19 protein-coding genes are annotated in these 18,471 nt (G+C 68.7%); 4 read left to right on the top strand and 15 right to left on the bottom strand.

Annotated elements, in window-relative coordinates; genetic code table 11:
* Window positions 1-26 precede the first annotated feature (26 nt).
* The 5 genes from A3ES_RS0123985 to A3ES_RS0123965 form a co-directional block, all read right to left on the bottom strand.
* Window positions 27-1,130: a threonine aldolase family protein gene (locus tag A3ES_RS0123985; RefSeq protein ID WP_020389387.1), complete on the bottom strand. Its 1,104-nt coding sequence runs from the start codon at window positions 1,128-1,130 to the stop codon at window positions 27-29.
* Between the two features lie 198 nt (window positions 1,131-1,328).
* On the bottom strand, window positions 1,329-2,009 hold the full coding sequence (locus A3ES_RS0123980) for a zf-HC2 domain-containing protein (protein WP_020389386.1): 681 nt from the start codon (window positions 2,007-2,009) through the stop codon (window positions 1,329-1,331).
* Complete coding sequence (locus A3ES_RS0123975; protein WP_020389385.1) at window positions 2,006-2,539, bottom strand: sigma-70 family RNA polymerase sigma factor; 534 nt, start codon at window positions 2,537-2,539, stop codon at window positions 2,006-2,008. Before A3ES_RS0123975 ends, A3ES_RS0123980 begins: the two co-directional genes overlap by 4 nt.
* 114 nt (window positions 2,540-2,653) lie before the next feature.
* The gene (locus A3ES_RS48195; RefSeq protein WP_020389384.1) at window positions 2,654-3,157 is read right to left on the bottom strand and encodes a hypothetical protein; all 504 of its coding nucleotides are present in this window, start codon (window positions 3,155-3,157) and stop codon (window positions 2,654-2,656) included.
* Between the two features lie 345 nt (window positions 3,158-3,502).
* The gene (locus A3ES_RS0123965; protein ID WP_020389383.1) at window positions 3,503-3,688 is read right to left on the bottom strand and encodes a hypothetical protein; all 186 of its coding nucleotides are present in this window, start codon (window positions 3,686-3,688) and stop codon (window positions 3,503-3,505) included.
* 647 nt (window positions 3,689-4,335) lie between these two features.
* On the opposite strand from A3ES_RS0123965, the gene A3ES_RS54225 reads away from it, so the two are divergent.
* The gene (locus A3ES_RS54225; protein ID WP_157630714.1) at window positions 4,336-4,569 is read left to right on the top strand and encodes a hypothetical protein; all 234 of its coding nucleotides are present in this window, start codon (window positions 4,336-4,338) and stop codon (window positions 4,567-4,569) included.
* Between the two features lie 266 nt (window positions 4,570-4,835).
* On the opposite strand, the gene smc is transcribed toward A3ES_RS54225, so the two are convergent.
* Window positions 4,836-8,384 carry a chromosome segregation protein SMC gene (gene smc, locus A3ES_RS0123960; protein WP_157630713.1) on the bottom strand — a complete coding sequence of 1,183 codons (3,549 nt, stop codon included), beginning with the start codon at window positions 8,382-8,384 and terminating at the stop codon, window positions 4,836-4,838.
* Window positions 8,385-8,602: 218 nt separating this feature from the next.
* Between smc and A3ES_RS55555 the strand changes: the two genes are divergently transcribed.
* Window positions 8,603-8,812 carry a hypothetical protein gene (locus tag A3ES_RS55555; protein WP_202806573.1) on the top strand — a complete coding sequence of 70 codons (210 nt, stop codon included), beginning with the start codon at window positions 8,603-8,605 and terminating at the stop codon, window positions 8,810-8,812.
* Between the two features lie 149 nt (window positions 8,813-8,961).
* Here A3ES_RS55555 and mutM read toward each other — a convergent pair whose 3' ends face one another.
* The 8 genes from mutM to A3ES_RS0123915 form a co-directional block, all read right to left on the bottom strand.
* The gene (mutM, locus tag A3ES_RS0123950; protein ID WP_020389380.1) at window positions 8,962-9,816 is read right to left on the bottom strand and encodes a bifunctional DNA-formamidopyrimidine glycosylase/DNA-(apurinic or apyrimidinic site) lyase; all 855 of its coding nucleotides are present in this window, start codon (window positions 9,814-9,816) and stop codon (window positions 8,962-8,964) included.
* A gap of 1 nt (window position 9,817) precedes the next feature.
* A complete protein-coding gene (gene rnc / locus A3ES_RS48190) occupies window positions 9,818-10,549 on the bottom strand; it encodes a ribonuclease III (protein ID WP_020389379.1) in 732 nt (243 codons plus the stop codon).
* 14 nt (window positions 10,550-10,563) lie between these two features.
* The gene (gene rpmF, locus A3ES_RS0123940) at window positions 10,564-10,755 is read right to left on the bottom strand and encodes a 50S ribosomal protein L32 (RefSeq protein ID WP_020389378.1); all 192 of its coding nucleotides are present in this window, start codon (window positions 10,753-10,755) and stop codon (window positions 10,564-10,566) included.
* A 76-nt stretch (window positions 10,756-10,831) separates the two neighbouring features.
* On the bottom strand, window positions 10,832-11,344 hold the full coding sequence (locus A3ES_RS0123935; RefSeq protein ID WP_020389377.1) for a YceD family protein: 513 nt from the start codon (window positions 11,342-11,344) through the stop codon (window positions 10,832-10,834).
* Window positions 11,345-11,473: 129 nt separating this feature from the next.
* Complete coding sequence (coaD, locus tag A3ES_RS0123930) at window positions 11,474-11,944, bottom strand: pantetheine-phosphate adenylyltransferase (protein WP_026163147.1); 471 nt, start codon at window positions 11,942-11,944, stop codon at window positions 11,474-11,476.
* Entirely contained in the window at window positions 11,937-12,500 is a 564-nt protein-coding gene (gene rsmD / locus A3ES_RS0123925) for a 16S rRNA (guanine(966)-N(2))-methyltransferase RsmD (protein ID WP_020389375.1), read from the bottom strand. The genes coaD and rsmD overlap by 8 nt, the downstream gene beginning before the upstream one ends.
* Entirely contained in the window at window positions 12,497-14,740 is a 2,244-nt protein-coding gene (recG, locus tag A3ES_RS0123920; RefSeq protein ID WP_020389374.1) for an ATP-dependent DNA helicase RecG, read from the bottom strand. The genes rsmD and recG overlap by 4 nt, the downstream gene beginning before the upstream one ends.
* Window positions 14,737-16,386 carry a DAK2 domain-containing protein gene (locus A3ES_RS0123915; protein ID WP_237745038.1) on the bottom strand — a complete coding sequence of 550 codons (1,650 nt, stop codon included), beginning with the start codon at window positions 16,384-16,386 and terminating at the stop codon, window positions 14,737-14,739. The genes recG and A3ES_RS0123915 overlap by 4 nt, the downstream gene beginning before the upstream one ends.
* A 92-nt stretch (window positions 16,387-16,478) precedes the next feature.
* Between A3ES_RS0123915 and A3ES_RS0123910 the strand changes: the two genes are divergently transcribed.
* Entirely contained in the window at window positions 16,479-16,865 is a 387-nt protein-coding gene (locus A3ES_RS0123910; RefSeq protein WP_020389372.1) for a VOC family protein, read from the top strand.
* A 61-nt stretch (window positions 16,866-16,926) separates the two neighbouring features.
* Window positions 16,927-17,910, top strand: coding sequence for an SAM-dependent methyltransferase (locus A3ES_RS0123905; RefSeq protein ID WP_237745037.1), 984 nt, complete (start codon window positions 16,927-16,929; stop codon window positions 17,908-17,910).
* An 87-nt stretch (window positions 17,911-17,997) separates the two neighbouring features.
* On the opposite strand, the gene A3ES_RS0123900 is transcribed toward A3ES_RS0123905, so the two are convergent.
* Complete coding sequence (locus tag A3ES_RS0123900) at window positions 17,998-18,453, bottom strand: MarR family winged helix-turn-helix transcriptional regulator (RefSeq protein WP_202806572.1); 456 nt, start codon at window positions 18,451-18,453, stop codon at window positions 17,998-18,000.
* Window positions 18,454-18,471: the final 18 nt, after the last annotated feature.

Raw genomic sequence — 18,471 nt, 5'->3', positions numbered from 1 at the left:
AGAACCCCACAGCCAGTGCGACGAACTCACCCGTCGAGAAGTTCCCCAAAAGCCTTGGCTACTTCGTCGACCCGCCACTGCAACGTCCCGGGCGTCACGACCAGCTCGACCCACGACCAGCCCGGTACGTCGGCCGCTTGCCACGTGTACGAGATCGACTCCCGCGTCGCCTCCATCCGGCGTACTGCGGCCAGCTCGATCTCCTCTGCCGGCCGCGGCGCGTAGACCCGAAACGAGTTCGTGTGCGGCGGCTCGGGAAAGACCCGGAATCCCGTGCTCTGCAAGGCGCCGGCCAACTCGACAGCACGTTGGTGGAGCTCGCCCATCAGCGGCAGTACGGTACGCAGCCCCTCGCGCGCGGACACGGCGTACGGGAAGAGTGTGTAGAGGTTGCCGCCGAGTCTGCGCTGCCACCGGCGTACCTCAGCGATCACGTCCTCGGGCCCGGCCAGTGCAGCTCCACTGAGCCCACCGAGGCCCTTGTAGAACGACACGTAGACCGTAGACGCGAGCGCAGCGATCTCCGCCAGGCTGTGTTCCAAGTACGGCGTGCTCTCCCACAGGCGAGCGCCATCCAGGTGCAGCGGGACGCCACGGGCTTCACAAGCCGCAGCAAACACCACCAGCTCGTCCCAGCTCGGCAGTACGAACCCACCGTCGCGCAGCGGCAACTCCACCGTCACAGCAGCCAGCTTCCCCGGGATGGCAGCAAGCTCATCCGGCCGAGGCTGACGCGGCTCCGACGTCATCCGCTCGATCCGCAGGTGGTGTACCTCTTCCAGAGCATTCAGCTCGTGCACCAACAGATGAGACAACCCATGTACTGCGACGCGTTGCGTCCCGGCGCGATCCGCGAAGACGCGAAGCACGCTCTGCTGGGCGAGGATCCCACTGGGCAGGAAGACCGCAGCCGGCTTGCCGAGCAGCTCAGCAACCTCCTGCTCGATCAGCTCGACCTCGCCGCCACTGCCGTAGCCATCGCGCTCGTCCTCCGTCACCGCATCAGCGAGCGCTCGCAGCACGTCCGCCGCCGGCGCTCTCCGACCGGACAGCCAGCGAGTGCAGTCCGCGGCCGCAGCCTTGCGCCGAGAACGGAGGTCTGCGGATGCCTCGGTAATCGCGTAGTTCACGCTAGGGCGTGCCTCCTTGTCTCGTGCAGTCGCGAGCAGGTGCTCGGTGCGGTAGCTCGGCGTGCTGGAGTGAAGGCCTCGATGTTATTCCATCGTGGCCTTTGCTCCAGTGCGCCGAGGTGCCGTGCCGAGTGCCGCGCAGCACGCACGAGACAAGGAGGCACGCCCGAACCATCCTCCTCGGCGAGGCAACCGGTTTCAGACCGGCGTGGTCACGACGTGCTCACCCTGCACGGTTCTGATCTCCACCGACTTCACCTGGTCGACCGGCACCAGCACTCCACCGCCGAAGCGGCTGCCTTCGCGTGCGGCCTTCGGCGAGATCACCCAGCTGCCGGCGACGTAGGTCTTGCCCGCCTTGTCGGTGACGACCATCTCGCACTCGGCACCGGGCTTGAGGTTGGTGACGTTGACGTTGATCCAGCTCCACCCGGCCCGCGGCTCCACTGTGGTCGCCATCGTCACCTTGGAGGTGGCATCCGTCGCGGTCACGTGCTTGGAGCCGGCGGGCGGAGTACTGGCTACTTCGTCGACCGACTGGCGACCGATCACTACGCCGCCACCTAGCGCCCCGGCGACCACCACGGCGGCAGCGGCGACCAGCAACCACGGACGGCGACGCTTGGGGGCGTCGGCGGGAGTAGCAGCCCGGACCTCTCGCAGTGTGCGCTGCAGCAGTAGGTCGCCATCCTCCGGCGGCCCGTCCAGGAACGCCTCCGGCGGTACCTCGCCGAGGAACTCCTTCATCTCCTCGAGCTCGGCCAGCTCCTCGCGCGCTTCGGCGCAACCGGCCAGATGCTCATCCAGCGCGCGGACCTCGTCCGGCGCCAGCGAACCGAGCACGTAGGCGCCCAGCTGAGTGTGATCGTGCTCGCTCATCGGGCCACCTCCGCTTCCGGTCCGGCCATCACCGCGCGGAGCGCTCGGAGGGCGTAATACGATCTCGATTTCACCGTACCGGGCGGGACGCCCAGCTCCTTCGCGGCCTCCGTCACGGTCCGGCCGCGGTAGTACAACTGCACCAGAACCTCGCGATGCTCCGGCGACACCTGGTCGAGCGCGTCGAGCACCACCATCGTGTTCACCACCGACTCGGAGTGATCACCCTCCACCGGAGGACGGTCGGCCACCTCTGCCACCTCGGCGGGCCGGACAGCACGCGCCCGGGCCCGGTCGGTGACGATGTTGCGCGCGACCGTCAGCAACCAACCGCGTACCGATCCCTTGCCCTCGACCAGATCGTCGGCATGCTTCCACGCCCGGACCAGAGTCTCCTGTACGACGTCCTCCGCGGCTGCCCGATCACCCGTCAACCGGGTCGCATAGGCGAGCAAGCTGCGGCCGTGTTCGGCGTACAGCGAGCGGATCAGCGCCTCGGCCGTGTCCGGACGGCGGTCCGTGTCACCCACCGCAGTCCTCCCGGCCTTGTCCGTCGCGGTCGATCGTACGATAGGGGATCGGACCGCAGGGCACCATGCGGGGCGCGGCAAGACGGTGGATGACATCGGGCCAGCCTCGATCGGTCAGTACCCGTAGCCGGAGTCCGACGAGGCCTGCTTGGTGATCTTCTTGCCGTCCGGACCGACGACCCACCAGACCCCGCCGACCGCCTGGCCCTTGGCTTCGCCGGCCTTGGAGTCCTGGGCGAACTGGTAGACCGGCAAGCCGGCCAACGTGACCTGCTTGCTGCCGTCGGTACGCGTCACGGTGCCGACCAGGGCCGCGTCCACCCCGTCGACCTGCGGAGTACCGGAGCCGGCCAGCAGCGGCGGCCACTTCGCCGCGCAGTCGCCGTCGCAGTTCGACTTCGACGGGCTCGCGGTGTCCTTGTCGAACACGTACAGGGTCCGGCCGGTGCCGTCGACAACGATCTTGCCGAAGTCGGCGTCGTCCGCGGTGGCCAGCTTGGCCTCCGACGACTGGCTGGTGGTGTTCTGCGGGGCGGCCGGCTGGTCGTCGCCACCGCAGGCCGTGAGGGCGGAAAGGCCGACGACGGCCGTTCCGACGACGATGGCGAAGCGCTTCATGGTTCTACTCCTTTGGGTTTGCCGTTCGACACCACCCACACGGCCAAATGGGTGGAACGGTTCAAGGAGAAGGCCCTGGCTGCCCTGGAGCGACAGCGAGTTCATCGGCAAGCGGGTCACCTTCACCGCGACCCAGGTGCCGACGCCGGGCAACCCGGTCACCGTCGCCACCCAGGTCGGTGGCGATGGCTTCAACGGGCCGTCGCACTTCACGTTCGACGCACAGGACGGTCAGATCGCGTCGATGACGATCACGACCGGAAGAAGATCTCGCCCGAGCAGCCCGGCCCGCCGATTTTGCCCGAGCGGCCCGGCTGCCGCGCATGGCCGAGCGCCTCGCGCAACTCAGCCACCGCGCATGGTCGAGCGCCTTGCGGAACTCGCCACCGGGTAGGTCGCCTCGCTCTCCGCGCGAAGCATGCCCTGAGCAACGACTTCGGCCAGCTCGGCGTGCGTCATCGCGATCTGCTGCGGCGTTGAGTTGTGCAGCCAGTTCACGATCCACAGACCGCGCGAGCCTGACCTGCCCACTAGCCCACCACGCCAGCACTTTGAGCACCACCCAGCCATCGGCCGACCGGATCGACAACTGCCCCATGCCCAAAGTCGTCGCGACCTGCCACTTTGAGCACCGCCCGGACGCCCGGTCGCCGGATCGACGACCTGCGGGTGCTCAAAGTGGTGCGTGGACTGAACGGCCGCGGGCGGCCACCGGGGACACGCCGGGTGAAGGGATTCGCTGGTGGGGTTGTCCAGCGACCAATCGGTGTACTCCGCCCCGCCCGGAAGGCATCACCTACTGGCAGAGCAAGGGGCTAACCCCACGCCGAGAAGCGAACCCCTCCGGACCACGGGTAACCACACCCAACCCAGGCACCCAAGACCTGGGCCCACGCAACCGATCCGCCGTACCGCGGTGTGAGCGACTTCGACTCCGACCGGGGACGACCGGTTGCGGACCGCCACCACTACCAAACCCCGTCCTGACACCCTCGACACGCCGAGGCAAGCGCTTACTCGCGAGGTTTGACAGTGGTGGCCGCCCGGCCCCTACCGGCAGGCCTCGGCAACGAACCTCAGACAGGGCCGCGGGAGGCGAGCATGTACCTCGGCGCACGCACGACCTCATGCCGATGCCCCGACACGCCGAGGCAAGCGCTTGCTGGCCGGAGACGGGTATGCGTGGGCGTCCGGCCCCTCCCGGCGTACGCCGACGCGGCGGGCCGAGCCACTGCCAGGGCCGCAGCTCAACTGCCGGCGTACGCCGCAGCGGCGGTCCGGCGTACGCCGGACCGGCGGACGGGCGGGCGGGCGGGCGGGCGGGCGGGCGGGCCAGGAATCATCCCAGCCACGCCGGGTACGTCGGGTTGTGGTTGCCGATGGCCGGTTCTGGTGCCGACGGCGCCCTGTAGCGGGCCATCGGTTGGCCGAGGGGCTAGCGACCGGACCGCCGCTCGCCGGGCGACCGGGCCGGGTGCTCGGCATCAGTACCTGGTGCCGTCATCGCTGGTCGGGTCGTCGGCGAGTCGGTCGTCGGTGCCGAAGAAGTCGTCGGCCTCCTGGATCAGCTGGGCAGCATCTAGTCGCGGCAGCCCCGGTGCCGGGCGACCAACTCCTCAGCAGTCAGCCGTCGCCGCCGGGACTCCATGGGAGCGATGATCCTCAACCAGTCAAGACGTCAGGCGGGTTCGGATTCGCGGATGCGTTGGCTGATGACGGCGGAGACGCCGTCGCCGCGCATGGTGACGCCGTACAGGGCGTCGGCGACCTCCATCGTGCGCTTCTGGTGGGTGATGACCAGGAGCTGGCTGTTCTCGCGGAGTTCCTCGTAGATCTCCAGCAGGCGGCCCAGGTTGGTGTCGTCCAGCGCCGCCTCGACCTCGTCGAGGATGTAGAACGGCGACGGGCGGGCCTTGAAGAGGGCGACCAGGAAGGCGACCGCGACCAGTGAGCGCTCGCCACCGGACAGCAGCGACAGCCGCTTCACCTTCTTGCCCGGTGGGCGGGCCTCGACGTCGATGCCGGTGTTGAGCATGTCGGACGGATCGGTCAGCACGAGCCGGCCTTCACCGCCGGGGAACAGCCGGCTGAAGACGTGTTCGAAGGCGACCTCGACGTCGCGGTAGGCCTCGGTGAAGACCTGTTCGACGCGGTCGTCGACCTCCTTGACGATGTCCATCAGGTCGCGCCGCGACTTCTTCAGGTCCTCGAGCTGCTCGGCGAGGAAGCGGTGCCGCTCCTCCATCGCGTCGAACTCCTCCAGCGCGAGCGGGTTGATCCGCCCCAGCTGGTTCAGCGCCCGCTCGGCCTGCTTGAGCCGCTTCTGCACCTTGGCCCGGTCGAACGGCTCGCCCTCGAGTTCGAGCGTGTCCTCGTCACCGTCCTTGGGCAGCGGCGGGACCAGCTGATCCGGCCCGTACTCCGCGACCAGCGCGTCCACCTCGGTGCCCAGCTCGCCCAGCGCCCGCTCGTACAGGGCCTCCAAGCGCATCTTCTGCTCGGCCCTGGCCAGCGCGTCGCGGTGCACGGTGTTAGTGAGCTGCTCCAGCTCGCTGCTGAGGTTGCGAGTCGTGGAGCGGGCCTGGGCCAGCGCCTGCTCGCGCTCGGCGCGCTGAGCCTGGATCGCCGACCGCTCAGAGGCCGCGAGCTGCAGTGAGTGCTCCAGCCGGGCCAGGACGTGTCCTGCCGCCAGGTGCACCGCCTGCGCGGCCTCGGACTGCCGTGCCCGACGCGTCGCCCGGGCGATAGCCCTAGCGCGGGCCTCCCGCTCCTGGCGCGCCGCACGCTCCAGCGAGTCAGCCCGGCCGGACAGGGCCCGCGCACGCTCTTCAGTGGTCCGCAGGGAGAGCCGTGCTTCCATCTCGGCCGCTCGGCCTGCCTTGGCGGCCTCGGCGAGCCGGTCACGCTCGGTCGGGTCGGGGTCGTCACCCTCTTCGTCGCCGTACTGCTCGACGTCGCTGAGCCGCTGCTCGAGTTCGGCGAGGCCGGACAGGTTCCGGTCGCGCTCCTCCTCGGCCGCGGCGATCGCCTCGGCCATCCGCTGGGCCTCACCGCGGGACGCCTTCGCAAGCGACCCGAACTGGGCCAGCTGCTCGGCCACGGCCGCCATCGACGCATCCGACTCGTGCAACCGGGCCAGCGCGATCTCGACCGACTGCTTCTGGCCCTCCCGCTCGCGCTCCATCGCGGCCAGCTCGAACCGCAGCCGCTCACTCCGGGCGGTGGCCTCGGTCAGCTTCTCGGCGGCCTCGTCGACGGCAGACTGCACCTCGATCAGGCTCGGCGCCGCGTCAGAGCCGCCGTACGCGAAGTGCGCACCCAGTACGTCGCCCGCCCGGGTGGCCGTGGTGACCTCGGGCAGGTGCTGGATCAGCGAGCGCGCCGCGGGGACGTCGTCGACCACGGCGACCTTGCGGAGCAGCCGGCGAAGGGCCGGGCGCAGCGTCTCGGGGCACTCCACCACCTCGACCGCGTACGTCGCGCCGTACGGCAACTGTGGCCAGCTGGAGAAGTCGTCGGCCGGGGCGTCTCCGAGGAGCATCCCGGCTCGGCCGAGGTCGTGCTCCTTGAGGTGCCCGACCGCGTTCAGTGCGGCCTGGGTGTGCGTCACGGCGACGGCATCAGCGGCCTCGCCCAGCGCGGCGGCGATCGCCGTCTCATAGCCGGGTCGGACGCTCAGCAGCGCGGCGATAGAGCCCATCAGGCCGTTCACCTGCTCGGAGGCGGCCAGCAGGGCGCCGGCGCCGTCCTTGCGGTTGAGGCCCATCTCCAGGGCGTCCTTGCGGGCAGTCAGGCCGGCCCGCTCCCGCTCGGCGTCGCGCTCCTCGGCGCGGAGCTTGGTGAGGCGCTCCTCCAGCTCGTCCAGGACGCTCTGGGCTGCCTCGTACTCCTCGTCCAGGCCGCGTTCGCCGGCGTCGAGGCCGGCGACCTGGGTCTCTAGAGCGGTGAAGTCGTGTTGGGCCTTGGCAGCCCGCGCCTCGGCCTCGCGCTGGTTGCTGGCCAGACGGCCGATCTCGGACTCGGCGGCGGCCGCACGGCTCTTCAGCGCGTTCACCTGGCCGGTCAGCCGGGCCATACCCTCGCGACGGTCCGCGGCGGCCCGGATCAGCGACGCGATCCGACGCTCCTCCTCGGCGTGCTCCGCCTCGAGCTGCTGCCGGTGCTCGATCGCCTGCGCGAGCAGCTCGGAGTGCGCCTCGACCTCGGCCTCGATCTGCGCCTCGCTCTCGCGGACCCGGGCAGCCTCCAGCTCGAGCTCCTCGGGGTCGCGCCCGCTGCGGGACTCCTCGGCCTCGTCGCTGAGCGAACGGATCCGGTCCGCGGCGATCCGGGCGGTGCCCTTGATCTTCTCGCCGAATCCGGACAGCGCGTACCAGGTGTCCTGCGCGGCCTGCAGCGCCGGCGCGTCGGTCCGGAGCGCGTCTTCCAGCTCGGCCTCGAGATCCCGCGCCTCCCGCAACGCGGCCTCGATCTGGGTGCGCTTCTCGGTCAGTGCCGCCTCGTCCTTGAGCTCGGCCTCCAGCGAGGACTGAGCCTGCACGATGTCGTCGGCGAGCAGCCGGGACCGGCCGTCGCGGACCTCGGCCTGGATCGTCACCGCGCGCCGTGCAACTTCTGCCTGGCGTCCGAGCGGCTTCAGCTGGCGACGGATCTCTGCGATCAGGTCCCCGAGGCGGTGCACGTTGCCCTCGGTGGACTCGAGCTTCCGCAGCGCCTTCTCCTTGCGCTTGCGGTGCTTCAGTACGCCGGCCGCCTCCTCGACGAAGCCACGGCGGCCCTCGGGAGTCGCGCGCAGGATCGAGTCGAGCTGGCCCTGGCCGACGATGACGTGCATCTCGCGGCCGATCCCGGAGTCGCTGAGCAACTCCTGGACGTCGAGCAGCCGGCAGTTCTGGCCGTTGATCTGGTAGTCGGAGCCGCCGTTGCGGAACATCGTCCGCGAGATCGTCACCTCGGCGTACTCGATCGGGAGCGCGCCGTCGGTGTTGTCGATGGTCAGGACGACCTCGGCGCGGCCCAGCGGGGCGCGGCCCGACGTACCGGCGAAGATGACGTCTTCCATCTTGCCGCCACGCAGCGACTTGACGCCCTGCTCACCCATCACCCAGGCGAGACCGTCGACGACATTGGACTTGCCGGAACCGTTGGGGCCGACGATGCAGGTGATACCTGGTTCGAAGTTCATCGTCGTGGCCGACGCGAATGACTTGAAACCCCGGAGCGTCATGCTCTTCAGGTACAAAGCGATAGCTCCCAACCCGTGAAAGGACAGACGATACCGAAAGGAACCGTCATAACTGCCATCGGCCACCGCACGCGCGGTGACAGTGCCGCTACCCGGGGGAAGTAGTTCCGCCGATCACTGTACCCAAGGCACACAGGCAGTACCGGCAAGAAACGCGGCGGAGGCCCGGACGGGGGCCGCCGCCGTGGGTGGTGCGGTCGGTGATGTGGTGCGGCTTCGGTGGTTCAGACCGAAGCGGGGGCGCGCAGAGCCTCGTCTACCGTGAGCAGGCGTCCGTCGTGTACGGCTGCGACGAGATGGTCGTTCTCTGCCTGCAGGCGCATGACGTGCGCCTCCAGATCGGCGACACGCCGGTTGAGCAGACGTACCTGCTCGAGCATGCGCGGGTCAGTGCCTCCAAGGTGCCCTAAAAGAGCCTTGGCCATTGTGCTGTCCTCCGGAAGGGTTCTGGCAGTTTGGCGCCCCTGGTCCGCGGAGCGCAGAATTGTGTGCCGTCTTTCAGGGTGACACCGCCTACGCCAAGGGTCAACCTGAGCTACTTGAATTAACGATATCTCGCTCACCACCGGGCGTGTCGTGGCGCCGGCTGGCACTTCGGGCAGCGGAACGAGGAACGGTTCATGAACGGCTCGCGACGGATCGGCCGGCCATCGCGCGGGCACGGCGATCCTTCCTGGCCGTAGACCGCCAGGCCCCGCTCGAAATAGCCGGATTCCCCGTTCACGTTGACATACAGGGCATCGAAGCTGGTCCCGCCGACGTCCAGGGCCTCACCCATCACCGCCCGGGCATGACCGAGGATTTCCCTTGCCTGCAAGGGTTTCATCGTCTCGGTCGCCTTCGCGTAATGCAGCTTGGCGCGCCACAAAGCCTCGTCGGCATAGATATTCCCGACTCCGCTGACCAGCGTCTGGTCGAGCAACGCCCGCTTCAAACCAGTTTTACGGCGACGCAGACCAGACACGAAAAGGGTCTCGTCGAACAAAGGATCGAACGGGTCCCGGGCTATGTGCGCAATCTCCGAAGGTAACTCAGCGCCACCCTCGGAGTACGACAGACCACCGAACATCCGCTGGTCCGTAAAACGGACCTCTCCGCCGTCGTCGGCGAACCTGAACCGGACCCGCAGGTGCTTCTCGTCCGGCGCGCCGACCGGCTGAACCCGGAACTGCCCGCTCATGCCCAGGTGCGCCAGGACGGCGTCCCCGGACTCCAGCGGCAGCCACAGGTACTTCCCGCGCCGGGCGGGGACAGCGAACGTCTGCCCCTTGAGCAGGGCGACGAAATCGTCCGGCCCGGCCAGATGACGGCGTACCGGCCGGGGGTGCAGCACCTCGACGGCGTCGATCGTCCGCCCGGTGGTGAAATCCGCGAGTCCGCGGCGGACGACCTCTACCTCTGGAAGCTCAGGCACCTCAGGGCTGCTGAGATGGGTCTGTGCTGTCTGGGTGGGCTGCCCTGAGCGCCTTCCAGGCGGTCTCGGCGGCTTGCTGCTCGGCTTCCTTCTTGCTGCGGCCGATGCCGTGACCGTAGGTGTCCGAACCGATCCGCACCCGCGCCTCGAAGGTCTTGGCGTGGTCAGGACCGGACTCGGCGATCACGTACTCCGGTACGCCGACGCCCAGCTGCGCTACCAGCTCTTGCAGGCTGGTCTTCCAGTCCAGGCCGGCACCCAGCCGCGCCGACGACTCCATCAGCTCGTCGAACAGCGTGTGCACGACCCGGCCCGCGGTCTCGAAGCCACGGTCCAGGTAGACGGCGCCGATCAGTGCCTCGACGCAGTCGGCCAGGATCGACGACTTGTCCCGGCCGCCAGTGGCTTCCTCGCCGCGGCCGAGCCGAAGGTACTTACCCAGCTTCAGCTCGCGTGCGACCCCCGCCAGCGCGCGCATGTTGACGACAGCAGCGCGCAGCTTGGCGAGCCGGCCCTCGGAGAGGTCCGGATGGTTGCGGAACAACGACTCCGTGACGATGACGCCGAGCACGGAGTCCCCGAGGAACTCCAGTCGCTCATTGGTCGGCAACCCACCGTTCTCGTACGCGAACGAACGGTGGGTGAAGGCGTGCTCCAGTAAATTGTCAGCCAGCGATACGCCGAGCCGCTGGTTCAGCTCGGCGTAGAGCCCCGATTCGTTGGCAGAGTTCACTGGGATGGTGCCGTTTAGCTCTCGACGACCTGGCGACGCTCGCCCTTGGCGCCGTACTGGCCGCAGGTGGGGCAAACGGTGTGCTGCAGGTGCTTCGCGCGGCAGGCGGGGTTCACGCAGGTGACCAGGGCAGGCGCAGTGGCCTTCCACTGAGCCCGGCGGCTCCGGGTGTTGCTGCGCGACATCTTCCGCTTCGGAACGGCCACGGTTATGACTCCTCGGTTCGGCCGGGGGCTTGCGACCCGGCCGGCTGGCTGGTGACTTGACGAACTGCTTCAGGTACTACGGTCGTTCATCCTGCGGGAGCAGGCCCTGCAGAGCGGACCAGCGGGAGTCGACGCCGTTCTCGTGCTGATGGCCGGGCTCGTCCGCCAGGCGTACCCCACACTCGGGGCACAGACCCGGACAGTCGTCCTTGCACAACGGCTGGAACGGCAGTGCGAGCACCACCTGGTCCCTCAACGCCGGCTCGAGGTCGATCAGATCGCCCTCCATCCGGCTGGCCTCGTCCGGCTCGGCGTCGCTCTCCGGGTAGACGTACAGCTCCTGGACGTCAGCGAGGAACTCGTCCTCGATATCGACCAGGCACCGCGCGCACTCCCCGACCAGCCGGCCACTGGCCGATCCGGTCACGAGCACCCCCTCGACTACCGCTTCCAGTCGCAGATCGAACTGGATCGGGTCGCCTTCGGGGACGCCGATCACGTCGATTCCGAGATCTGCCGGTGCGTTGGCCGTGAAGGAGACTTCGCGCTGGGACCCGGCGCGGCGTGACAGCTCGTGCGTATCGATCACGAGTGGGGACCGCGGGTCCAAGGCGCTCAGGACATACCTTTCAGGCGTGGGCAGGCTGAATCTCGGTCTCAACAAGACCAGTGGACAACATTACCAAGTTCCCACCGTCTCGCCCAATTCGGGGCAGGCTCACAGCGCGGCGAGCAGCCGGGCATGGACTGCGGGGGGCAGGAAATCTTCCACCGGGCCTCCGAGTTTCGCGATCTCCTTGACCAGGCTGGAGGAGATGTAAGCGTTCTCCGGCGCGGTCGGCAGGAAGACGGTGTCGACGCCGGACAGCTTCCGGTTCATCTGGGCCATCTGCAGCTCGTAGTCGTAGTCACCGCCCGAGCGCAGCCCTTTGACGATCACCTGGGCGTCCTCGGCCCGGCAGTAGTCGACCAGCAGCCCGTCGAAGGTGCCGACCCGGACGTTGCCGTACGGCGCCACGATCTCGGTCAGCATCGCGATTCGGTCCTCGACGCTGAACAGCCGCTGCTTGGACTTGTTCACCCCGGTCGCGACGATCACCTCGTCGAAGGCGGCGGACGCCCTGGCGATCACGTCCAGATGCCCGTTGGTGGGTGGATCGAAGGTGCCGGGAAACACAGCCCTACTCATGGCGGTGACCGTACCAAAGCCGGGCCTCGCCGTACTTGCGATCCCGCAACGCGGCGAACCCCTCGGGCCACTCCCACGGCTCCCGCTTGGCCCGCTCGACGACCACCACCGCATCCTCGGCGAGCCACCCACCCGAAGCCAGCGAGGTCAGCACCCCCTGCAGTTCGACGGTTTCCAGCTGGTACGGCGGGTCGGCGAAGACCAGATCGATGGGCCCGCCCGAATTGTCGCCCTGGGCAACCTTCTCGACCGGCCTGGTGAGCAGCGTCGCGCCCGGCAGCCCCACCGCCTTGATGTTCGCGGCGATCACGTCGGCGGCCCGGCGATCCGCCTCGACCAGCACGACCCGCTTCGCCCCGCGCGACAGGGCTTCCAGCCCGACCGCACCCGAACCGGAGTACAGGTCGAGCACCTGCAGGCCGTCGAAACTGCCGAATTCGGCTTCCAGGGAAGAGAAAAGTGCCTCCCGGACCCGATCGGCGGTCGGCCTGGTCCCACTGCCGGCCGGTACGGCGATCCGCCGGCCACCCGCCACTCCCCCGACGATGCGCGTCACGTCTTCTCCAGATAGTCGGTCGCCTCGGACTCCAGCGCGCTGCGCACGAAGGACCGCAGTACGGGGTACTCGGCCAGTTCCGCGTCGACCGAGATGAGCGAGTTCGCGACGTGCCGCGCGGTCAGGATGATCTCCTCGTCACGCAACACGCTGAGCAGCTTGAGACTGCTCCGGCGGCCGGACTGCGCGACCCCGAGTACGTCGCCTTCGCGCCTTGTCTCCAGGTCGATCCGGGACAGCTCGAACCCGTCCGTCGTCGCCGCGACCGCCTCCAACCGCCCCATGGATTTCGATCCGCCCCAGGCGTACGTGACCAGCAGGCAGAGCCCAGGCACCCGGCCACGGCCGACCCGGCCACGCAGCTGGTGCAGCTGGGAGATGCCGAACCGGTCGGCGTCCATCACCACCATCGTCGACGCATTCGGCACGTCGACACCGACCTCGATCACGGTGGTCGCGATCAGCACGTCGATCTCGCCGGCCGCGAACCGGGACATCACCGAGTCCTTCTCGTCGGCCGGCAAGCGCCCGTGCAGGATCTCGACGCGCAGATCGCCGAGCGTCGATTCGAGCACCTCGGCGACCTGGAGCACCGAGATGGCCGGCCTCGGCTTGCCCTTGGTCTCGTCCTCGTCGTCGGCTCCGGCGGCGAAGTCGCCCTCCTCGTCCGCGGCGTTCTTCACCTCGTCACCGATCCGCGGGCAGACGACGTACGCCTGGTGGCCTTTGCCGACCTCCTCGCGAACGCGTACCCAGGCACGGTCGAGCCAGTTCGGCTTCTCCAGCGCGGGCACCACCGAGCTCATGATCGGGGAGCGGCCTGCGGGCAGTTCGGTCAGTGTCGACACCGCGAGGTCGCCGAACACGGTCATCGCCACGGTCCGCGGGATCGGCGTCGCCGTCATCACCAGCGTGTGCGGCGTCGCGTCCCCCGACTTCTGGCTCAGCGCGGCCCGCTGCTCGACACCGAACCGGTGCTGCTCGTCGACCACGACCAGGCCGAGACCGGCGAACTGCACCTTGTCCTCAAGGAGTGCGTGCGTGCCGACGACGATCCCCGCAGCGCCACTGGCCGCGTCCAGCATCGCCGTACGCCGGGCTGCCGCGTTCAGCGACCCGGTCAGCAGCCCCACCCGCGTGGCCTGCTCCGCGCCGCCGAGCATGCCCTGCTCGGCCAATTCGCCGAGCATCTTCGTCAACGTCTTGTGGTGTTGAGTGGCGAGCACCTCGGTCGGTGCGAGCAGTGCCGCCTGGCCGCCGGCGTCGACCACCGAGAGCATCGCCCGGAGCGCTACGACGGTCTTGCCGGAGCCGACCTCACCCTGCAGCAGCCGGTGCATCGGGTGCGGCCGGGCGAGATCGGCGAAGATCTCGTCGCCGACCTCGGCTTGTCCCGCGGTCAGCTTGAACGGCAGCCGCGCGTCGAACTCGTCCAGCAGACCGCCCGCGGTGCGCTCCCGCGGTACCGCCTTGAGCGCGTCGGTGACGGCCCGGCGCTGGGCCAGGATCGTCTGCATCACCAGCGCTTCCTCGAACCGGAACCGCTTCTGCGCGACCTCCCAGTCCTTCTCGGTCTCCGGCAGATGCACCTTCTGCAACGCCTCGCGCAGCCCGATCAGCCGCTCCTTGCGCAGGATCAGCTCGGGGATCGGGTCGTCGACATCCTCGAGGTTGTCCAGGACGATCTTGATACTGCGCTCGATCGTCGCCGTCGGCAGCTTCGCGCTGGCCGGGTAGAGCGGCCGGAACGGCTTGGCGCGGCGCTCGATCTCCTCCTCGCTGAGGTCCTCCTCGTCGAGGATCTCGGTGCCCGGGCCCTTGAGCTGCATGATGTCGCGGAACCTCGTCACCTCGCCCCAGAACAGCGCGGCCGTCCCTGGGGTCAGCTTGTTCACCAGCCAGGGCTGGTTGAAGAAGGCGAGCTCGAGGTCGTTGCGGCCGTCGGTGACGACCACCTTGGTGATCGTCTTGTGCCGGCGGAACTTCTGTACGTCGTCCGGCCGGATCTCCTGCTTGGAGTCCAGCGAGCGCACGGTGACCTTCTTGACCCGCCCGCTGACCGTGGCCTGGTCGCCGATCTCCAGCTCGTCGAACGGCGTCAGCTCGCCCTTCTTCAGGTACCGCCGCGGGTAGTGCCGCAGCAGTTCGCCGACGGTCTCGATCCCGAGCACCTCGGAGAAGCTCTTGGCCGTCTTCGCCCCGATGAAGTCGCGGAGCTTACGGTCGATGTCGGTCTTCATTCCACCCCGATCAGCAACGGGTACCTTTCCTGTCCACCGTCGTACACCACGACATCGACATCCCGGCGAATCCGGCGCACATACCGCACCAGCGCGTCGACCAGCGCGGGGTCGGCCTCGCGCCCGGTGACCACCGTCATCAGCTCGCCACCACCGCCCAGCAGGCGGTCCACGACACCCGTCGCGGCGGTCTCCAGGTCGTCGGTGATGAGGGTGAAGTCGCCGTCCACCACGCCCAGCGCGTCGCCGATCCGGCAGGTCCCGGCCATCGTCCAGGCGTCCTTCACGGCGATCGTCACCGCACCGTGCCGAGTCTGCCCGGCCGCGGCCGACAGCTGCACCACGGCATCGTCGAAGCTCCGCTCAGGGTCATGTACGGCGATCGCCGCGAGCCCCTGCACCTGCGCCCGGGTCGGGATCACAGCCACCCGTACGCCGTCCTGTCGCGCCGCCGCGGCCGCTGCCTCCGCAACCCCGATGGAGTCGCGGTCGTTCGGCAGTAGCACGATCTCCGGCGCACCGGACCGCTCCATCGCCCTCAGCAGCTCCCCGGTCGAGCACCGGCGTCCCGGCCCGCCCTGGACGACCACTGCGCCCGCCTCAGCGAACAGCGCGGCCAGCCCGTCGCCGGCTGCGACAGCGATCACGGCACGGTTCGGTACCGGCTCGCGGTGAGCCATGTCGGCGAAGTGGGTGACCCGGATCCGGTACGGCTTCCCGATCCCGATGCCCAGCTCGATCGTCGCGCCGACGTCGTCGGTGTGCACGTGGACGTTCCACAGCTCGTCACCGCCGACCACCACGACCGAGTCGCCAAGCCCCGCGAGCGCCTTCCGGAAGTCGCCGATCTGCTCATCGGGCGCCTCCAGCAGATACATCACCTCGTACGCCGGTCCGTCTGGGTCGAGATCGGTCCCTGCCTGGCTCGGGACTCCCTGCGGCGGCACCCGCGCCGGTACGCCCGTAGTACTGGCCGGCCCTCGCCCGGACAGGACCGACTCCATGGCACCCAGGATGACGACCAGCCCGGCACCGCCCGCGTCCACGACGCCGGCGCGGCGCAGTACCTCCAGTTGCTCGGTTGTCTTGGTCAGGGCGACCCGTGCAGCCGCCACGGCCGCCAGACACACCTCAGCCAGGCTTTTGCCCTGGTTAGCCGCCTCTAGAGCCGCATTGCCGGCCTGCCGGGCGACGGTGAGCATGGTCCCCTCAACCGGCTGCGCCACAGCGCTGTAGGCAGCATCAGCCGCAAAGACCAACGCGTCGGCAAAGGCGACGGCCTCACTCATCCGCGCATCAGCCAGTACTCCGTCCGACGGCTCCTGGTGAGGCGGGAGGTTCTCGGCGAGGCGGAGGCCGCAGGCGCGGACCAGCTGGGAGGTGATGACGCCGGAGTTGCCGCGAGCGCCCAGGAGGGCTCCCCGGCCGAACGCCTGGACCGCCTCGGCGAAGGTGAGCTCCCCCTCCGGCAGCGCGTCGCAGGCCGCCTCCCAAGTCAGGTAGAGGTTGGTGCCAGTGTCGCCGTCGGGGACCGGGTACACGTTGAGCTCATCGATCTCCGCCCGGGCACGCCCGAGCTCGGACAGCGCAGTACGGGCCCAAGCTCGCAGTACCGCCGTCGTCAGCACCTCTCCACGCACATCCACGCCCGGAAGGCTAACCGCTTCTGGACCGATCCGAGATGATGCGCTAGTTTATAGCAACCAATTGGTTGCTATAAACACCACGAAGGAGAACTATGAACCCCACCATCCGCGCCGGCCGGAACATCGCCATGAAGCTGCCCAAGGCCCAGTACGACGCCACTGTCGCCTTCTATCGCGACGTGCTCGGCTTCGAGATCACCGAGGAGTCCGGCGGTACCGTCGACGGCTACGTGTCGGAGGTCGCCTCGATGCAGTTCGGTCCGGTCAAGATCTGGTTCGACCGGGTGGACAACCTGGCCCGATCCGACCTGTGGCTGGAGCTCTTCACCGACGATGTCGAAGCGGCCACCGCTCACCTGGCCGAGCACGGCATCCATCCTCAGGACGAGCTCGAGCCGTTCCCGGCAGGAATGCGGGCCCACTGGATCAGCAGTCCGGCGAACGTCACCCACATCCTCCGAACCCCTGACCCGAGCTGACGACGCGTCGGTGGGGAGGCGCGGGCACTTACTATGACTTGTGCTTGCTTTGCTCTTCTCGGTGGCTACCGACAGTTATGACCTGGCGGTGCGTGAGCTCCGGGACGAGTTCGGGCCGCGGGTGAAGGTCGAGCGGGTCAGCGGGGACCTCGGGCGGATCGTCGAGAACGATCCGTCGATGGAGGAGCTGGCCGCGGCGTGCGGCGACGGGCGAATCGTCTTCATCCGGCATCTGACCGCCGAGCTCGCGAGCTTCCCCGTCGCCGAGGTGCCGCCGGGGCATGAGCTGACGGAGATGATCCTGGCCGAACTGCCCCGCCATCCGCAGGCGCTCGCAGTACAGACCTGGACGGACGGAGCCAGCAGCGGCGGGTCGTACTACCACCTGCTGGAAGAGTCGCTGGGTGCTCGCGGGATCGAGGTCAGCCGGGCCGGGCAGGAACTCGTGGTCTCCTGCTTCGCCTCGAAGAAGAGCGTGGTGATCGGTCTCAACCGGCTCGAGCACAGCCTGTCGGACTGGCCGGGCGGGCGGATGCGGCTGGCGCGGTCGGACGAGCGGGTGTCGCGGTCAGAGTTCAAGCTGGAGGAGGCGATCCAGACCTTCGACCTGCGACTGCCGGATGGCGGCAAGGCGCTGGATCTCGGCGCCAGCCCTGGTGGCTGGACCCGCATCCTGCGCCAGCACGGCCAGGAGGTCTGGTCGGTGGATCCCGGCGAGCTGGATCAGCGGGTGGCCGGCGATCGCGGCGTTCACCATGTCGGTACGACGGCCGGCGAGTTCTTCCGGCGCAACCACATCCGCTTCGACGTGGTGGTGAACGACATGCGGATGGACCAGATCCTGAGCGCCCGCGTGATGCTCGACGCCATCCCGCACCTCAAACGCGGCGCCCTCGCAGTCGTCACTCTCAAGGGCGGCGGCCGCAACCCTCTCGACACGGCCCGCCGCGGCATGGACGTCCTCCGCAAGGAGTACGACGTACTGGCGGCCCGCCAACTCCACCACAACCGCAACGAACTAACCGTCATCGCCCGCGCCAGATAGCCCCCGCCGTCCCGACCGACAGGACATAGTCCTCGCCCGGCGGTCTCCCCCCGCCTGAGTGGGGTCGGTGACGGGCCGATCGGGCGACTATGTCCTGTCGGTCGGCACACTCCCCAGCAACTCGGTCAGCAGCCGGCGGAGTTCGGCATGACCGTCGAGGCCGAGGATCTGGTCGATCCTGGTCTCGATCCCCTGGATGGTCGCGATGCCGGCGGCGATGCACTCGTGACCGCGAGGGGTCAGCATGATCAGCTTCGCGCGCCGGTCGGTCGGATCCGGCTGCCTCTCGATGTAGCCCAGCTCTTCCAGCTCGTCGACCAGCTCCCCCATCGCCTGCGGTGACATGTTCGCCCCGCGAGCCAGCGTGCTGAGGCGACTCCCGCGCGGGCTGATCTGCGCGAACACGGCGGAGTGGGACGGCTTCTGCGGATAGCCCGCACCGACCACCCCGTCGACGATCTGGAACCCGAGCAGGCTGTAGGCCTGGCCGAGCATCGAGACGGTGTTCTGCGCTTGCTCAGGAAGCTCTTGCGGGTTCACCACTTCATCAAGTATACCTGA

Source organism: Kribbella catacumbae DSM 19601 (assembly GCF_000372465.1).
GTDB lineage: Bacteria > Actinomycetota > Actinomycetes > Propionibacteriales > Kribbellaceae > Kribbella > Kribbella catacumbae.
The sequence above is the reverse complement of the archived record's forward strand: the minus strand, read 5'-3'. Positions and strand labels throughout refer to the sequence as shown.

Bases quoted from the DNA above. Each gene is read 5' to 3' on its own strand.
- A3ES_RS0123980 (WP_020389386.1), bottom strand. From the start codon at position 2,009: ATGAGCGAGCACGATCACACTCAGCTGGGCGCCTACGTGCTCGGTTCG.
- A3ES_RS48195 (WP_020389384.1), bottom strand. From the start codon at position 3,157: ATGAAGCGCTTCGCCATCGTCGTCGGAACGGCCGTCGTCGGCCTTTCC.
- A3ES_RS54225 (WP_157630714.1), top strand. From the start codon at position 4,336: ATGCGTGGGCGTCCGGCCCCTCCCGGCGTACGCCGACGCGGCGGGCCG.
- smc (WP_157630713.1), bottom strand. From the start codon at position 8,384: ATGACGCTCCGGGGTTTCAAGTCATTCGCGTCGGCCACGACGATGAAC.
- coaD (WP_026163147.1), bottom strand. From the start codon at position 11,944: ATGAGTAGGGCTGTGTTTCCCGGCACCTTCGATCCACCCACCAACGGG.
- recG (WP_020389374.1), bottom strand. From the start codon at position 14,740: ATGAAGACCGACATCGACCGTAAGCTCCGCGACTTCATCGGGGCGAAG.
- A3ES_RS0123910 (WP_020389372.1), top strand. From the start codon at position 16,479: ATGAACCCCACCATCCGCGCCGGCCGGAACATCGCCATGAAGCTGCCC.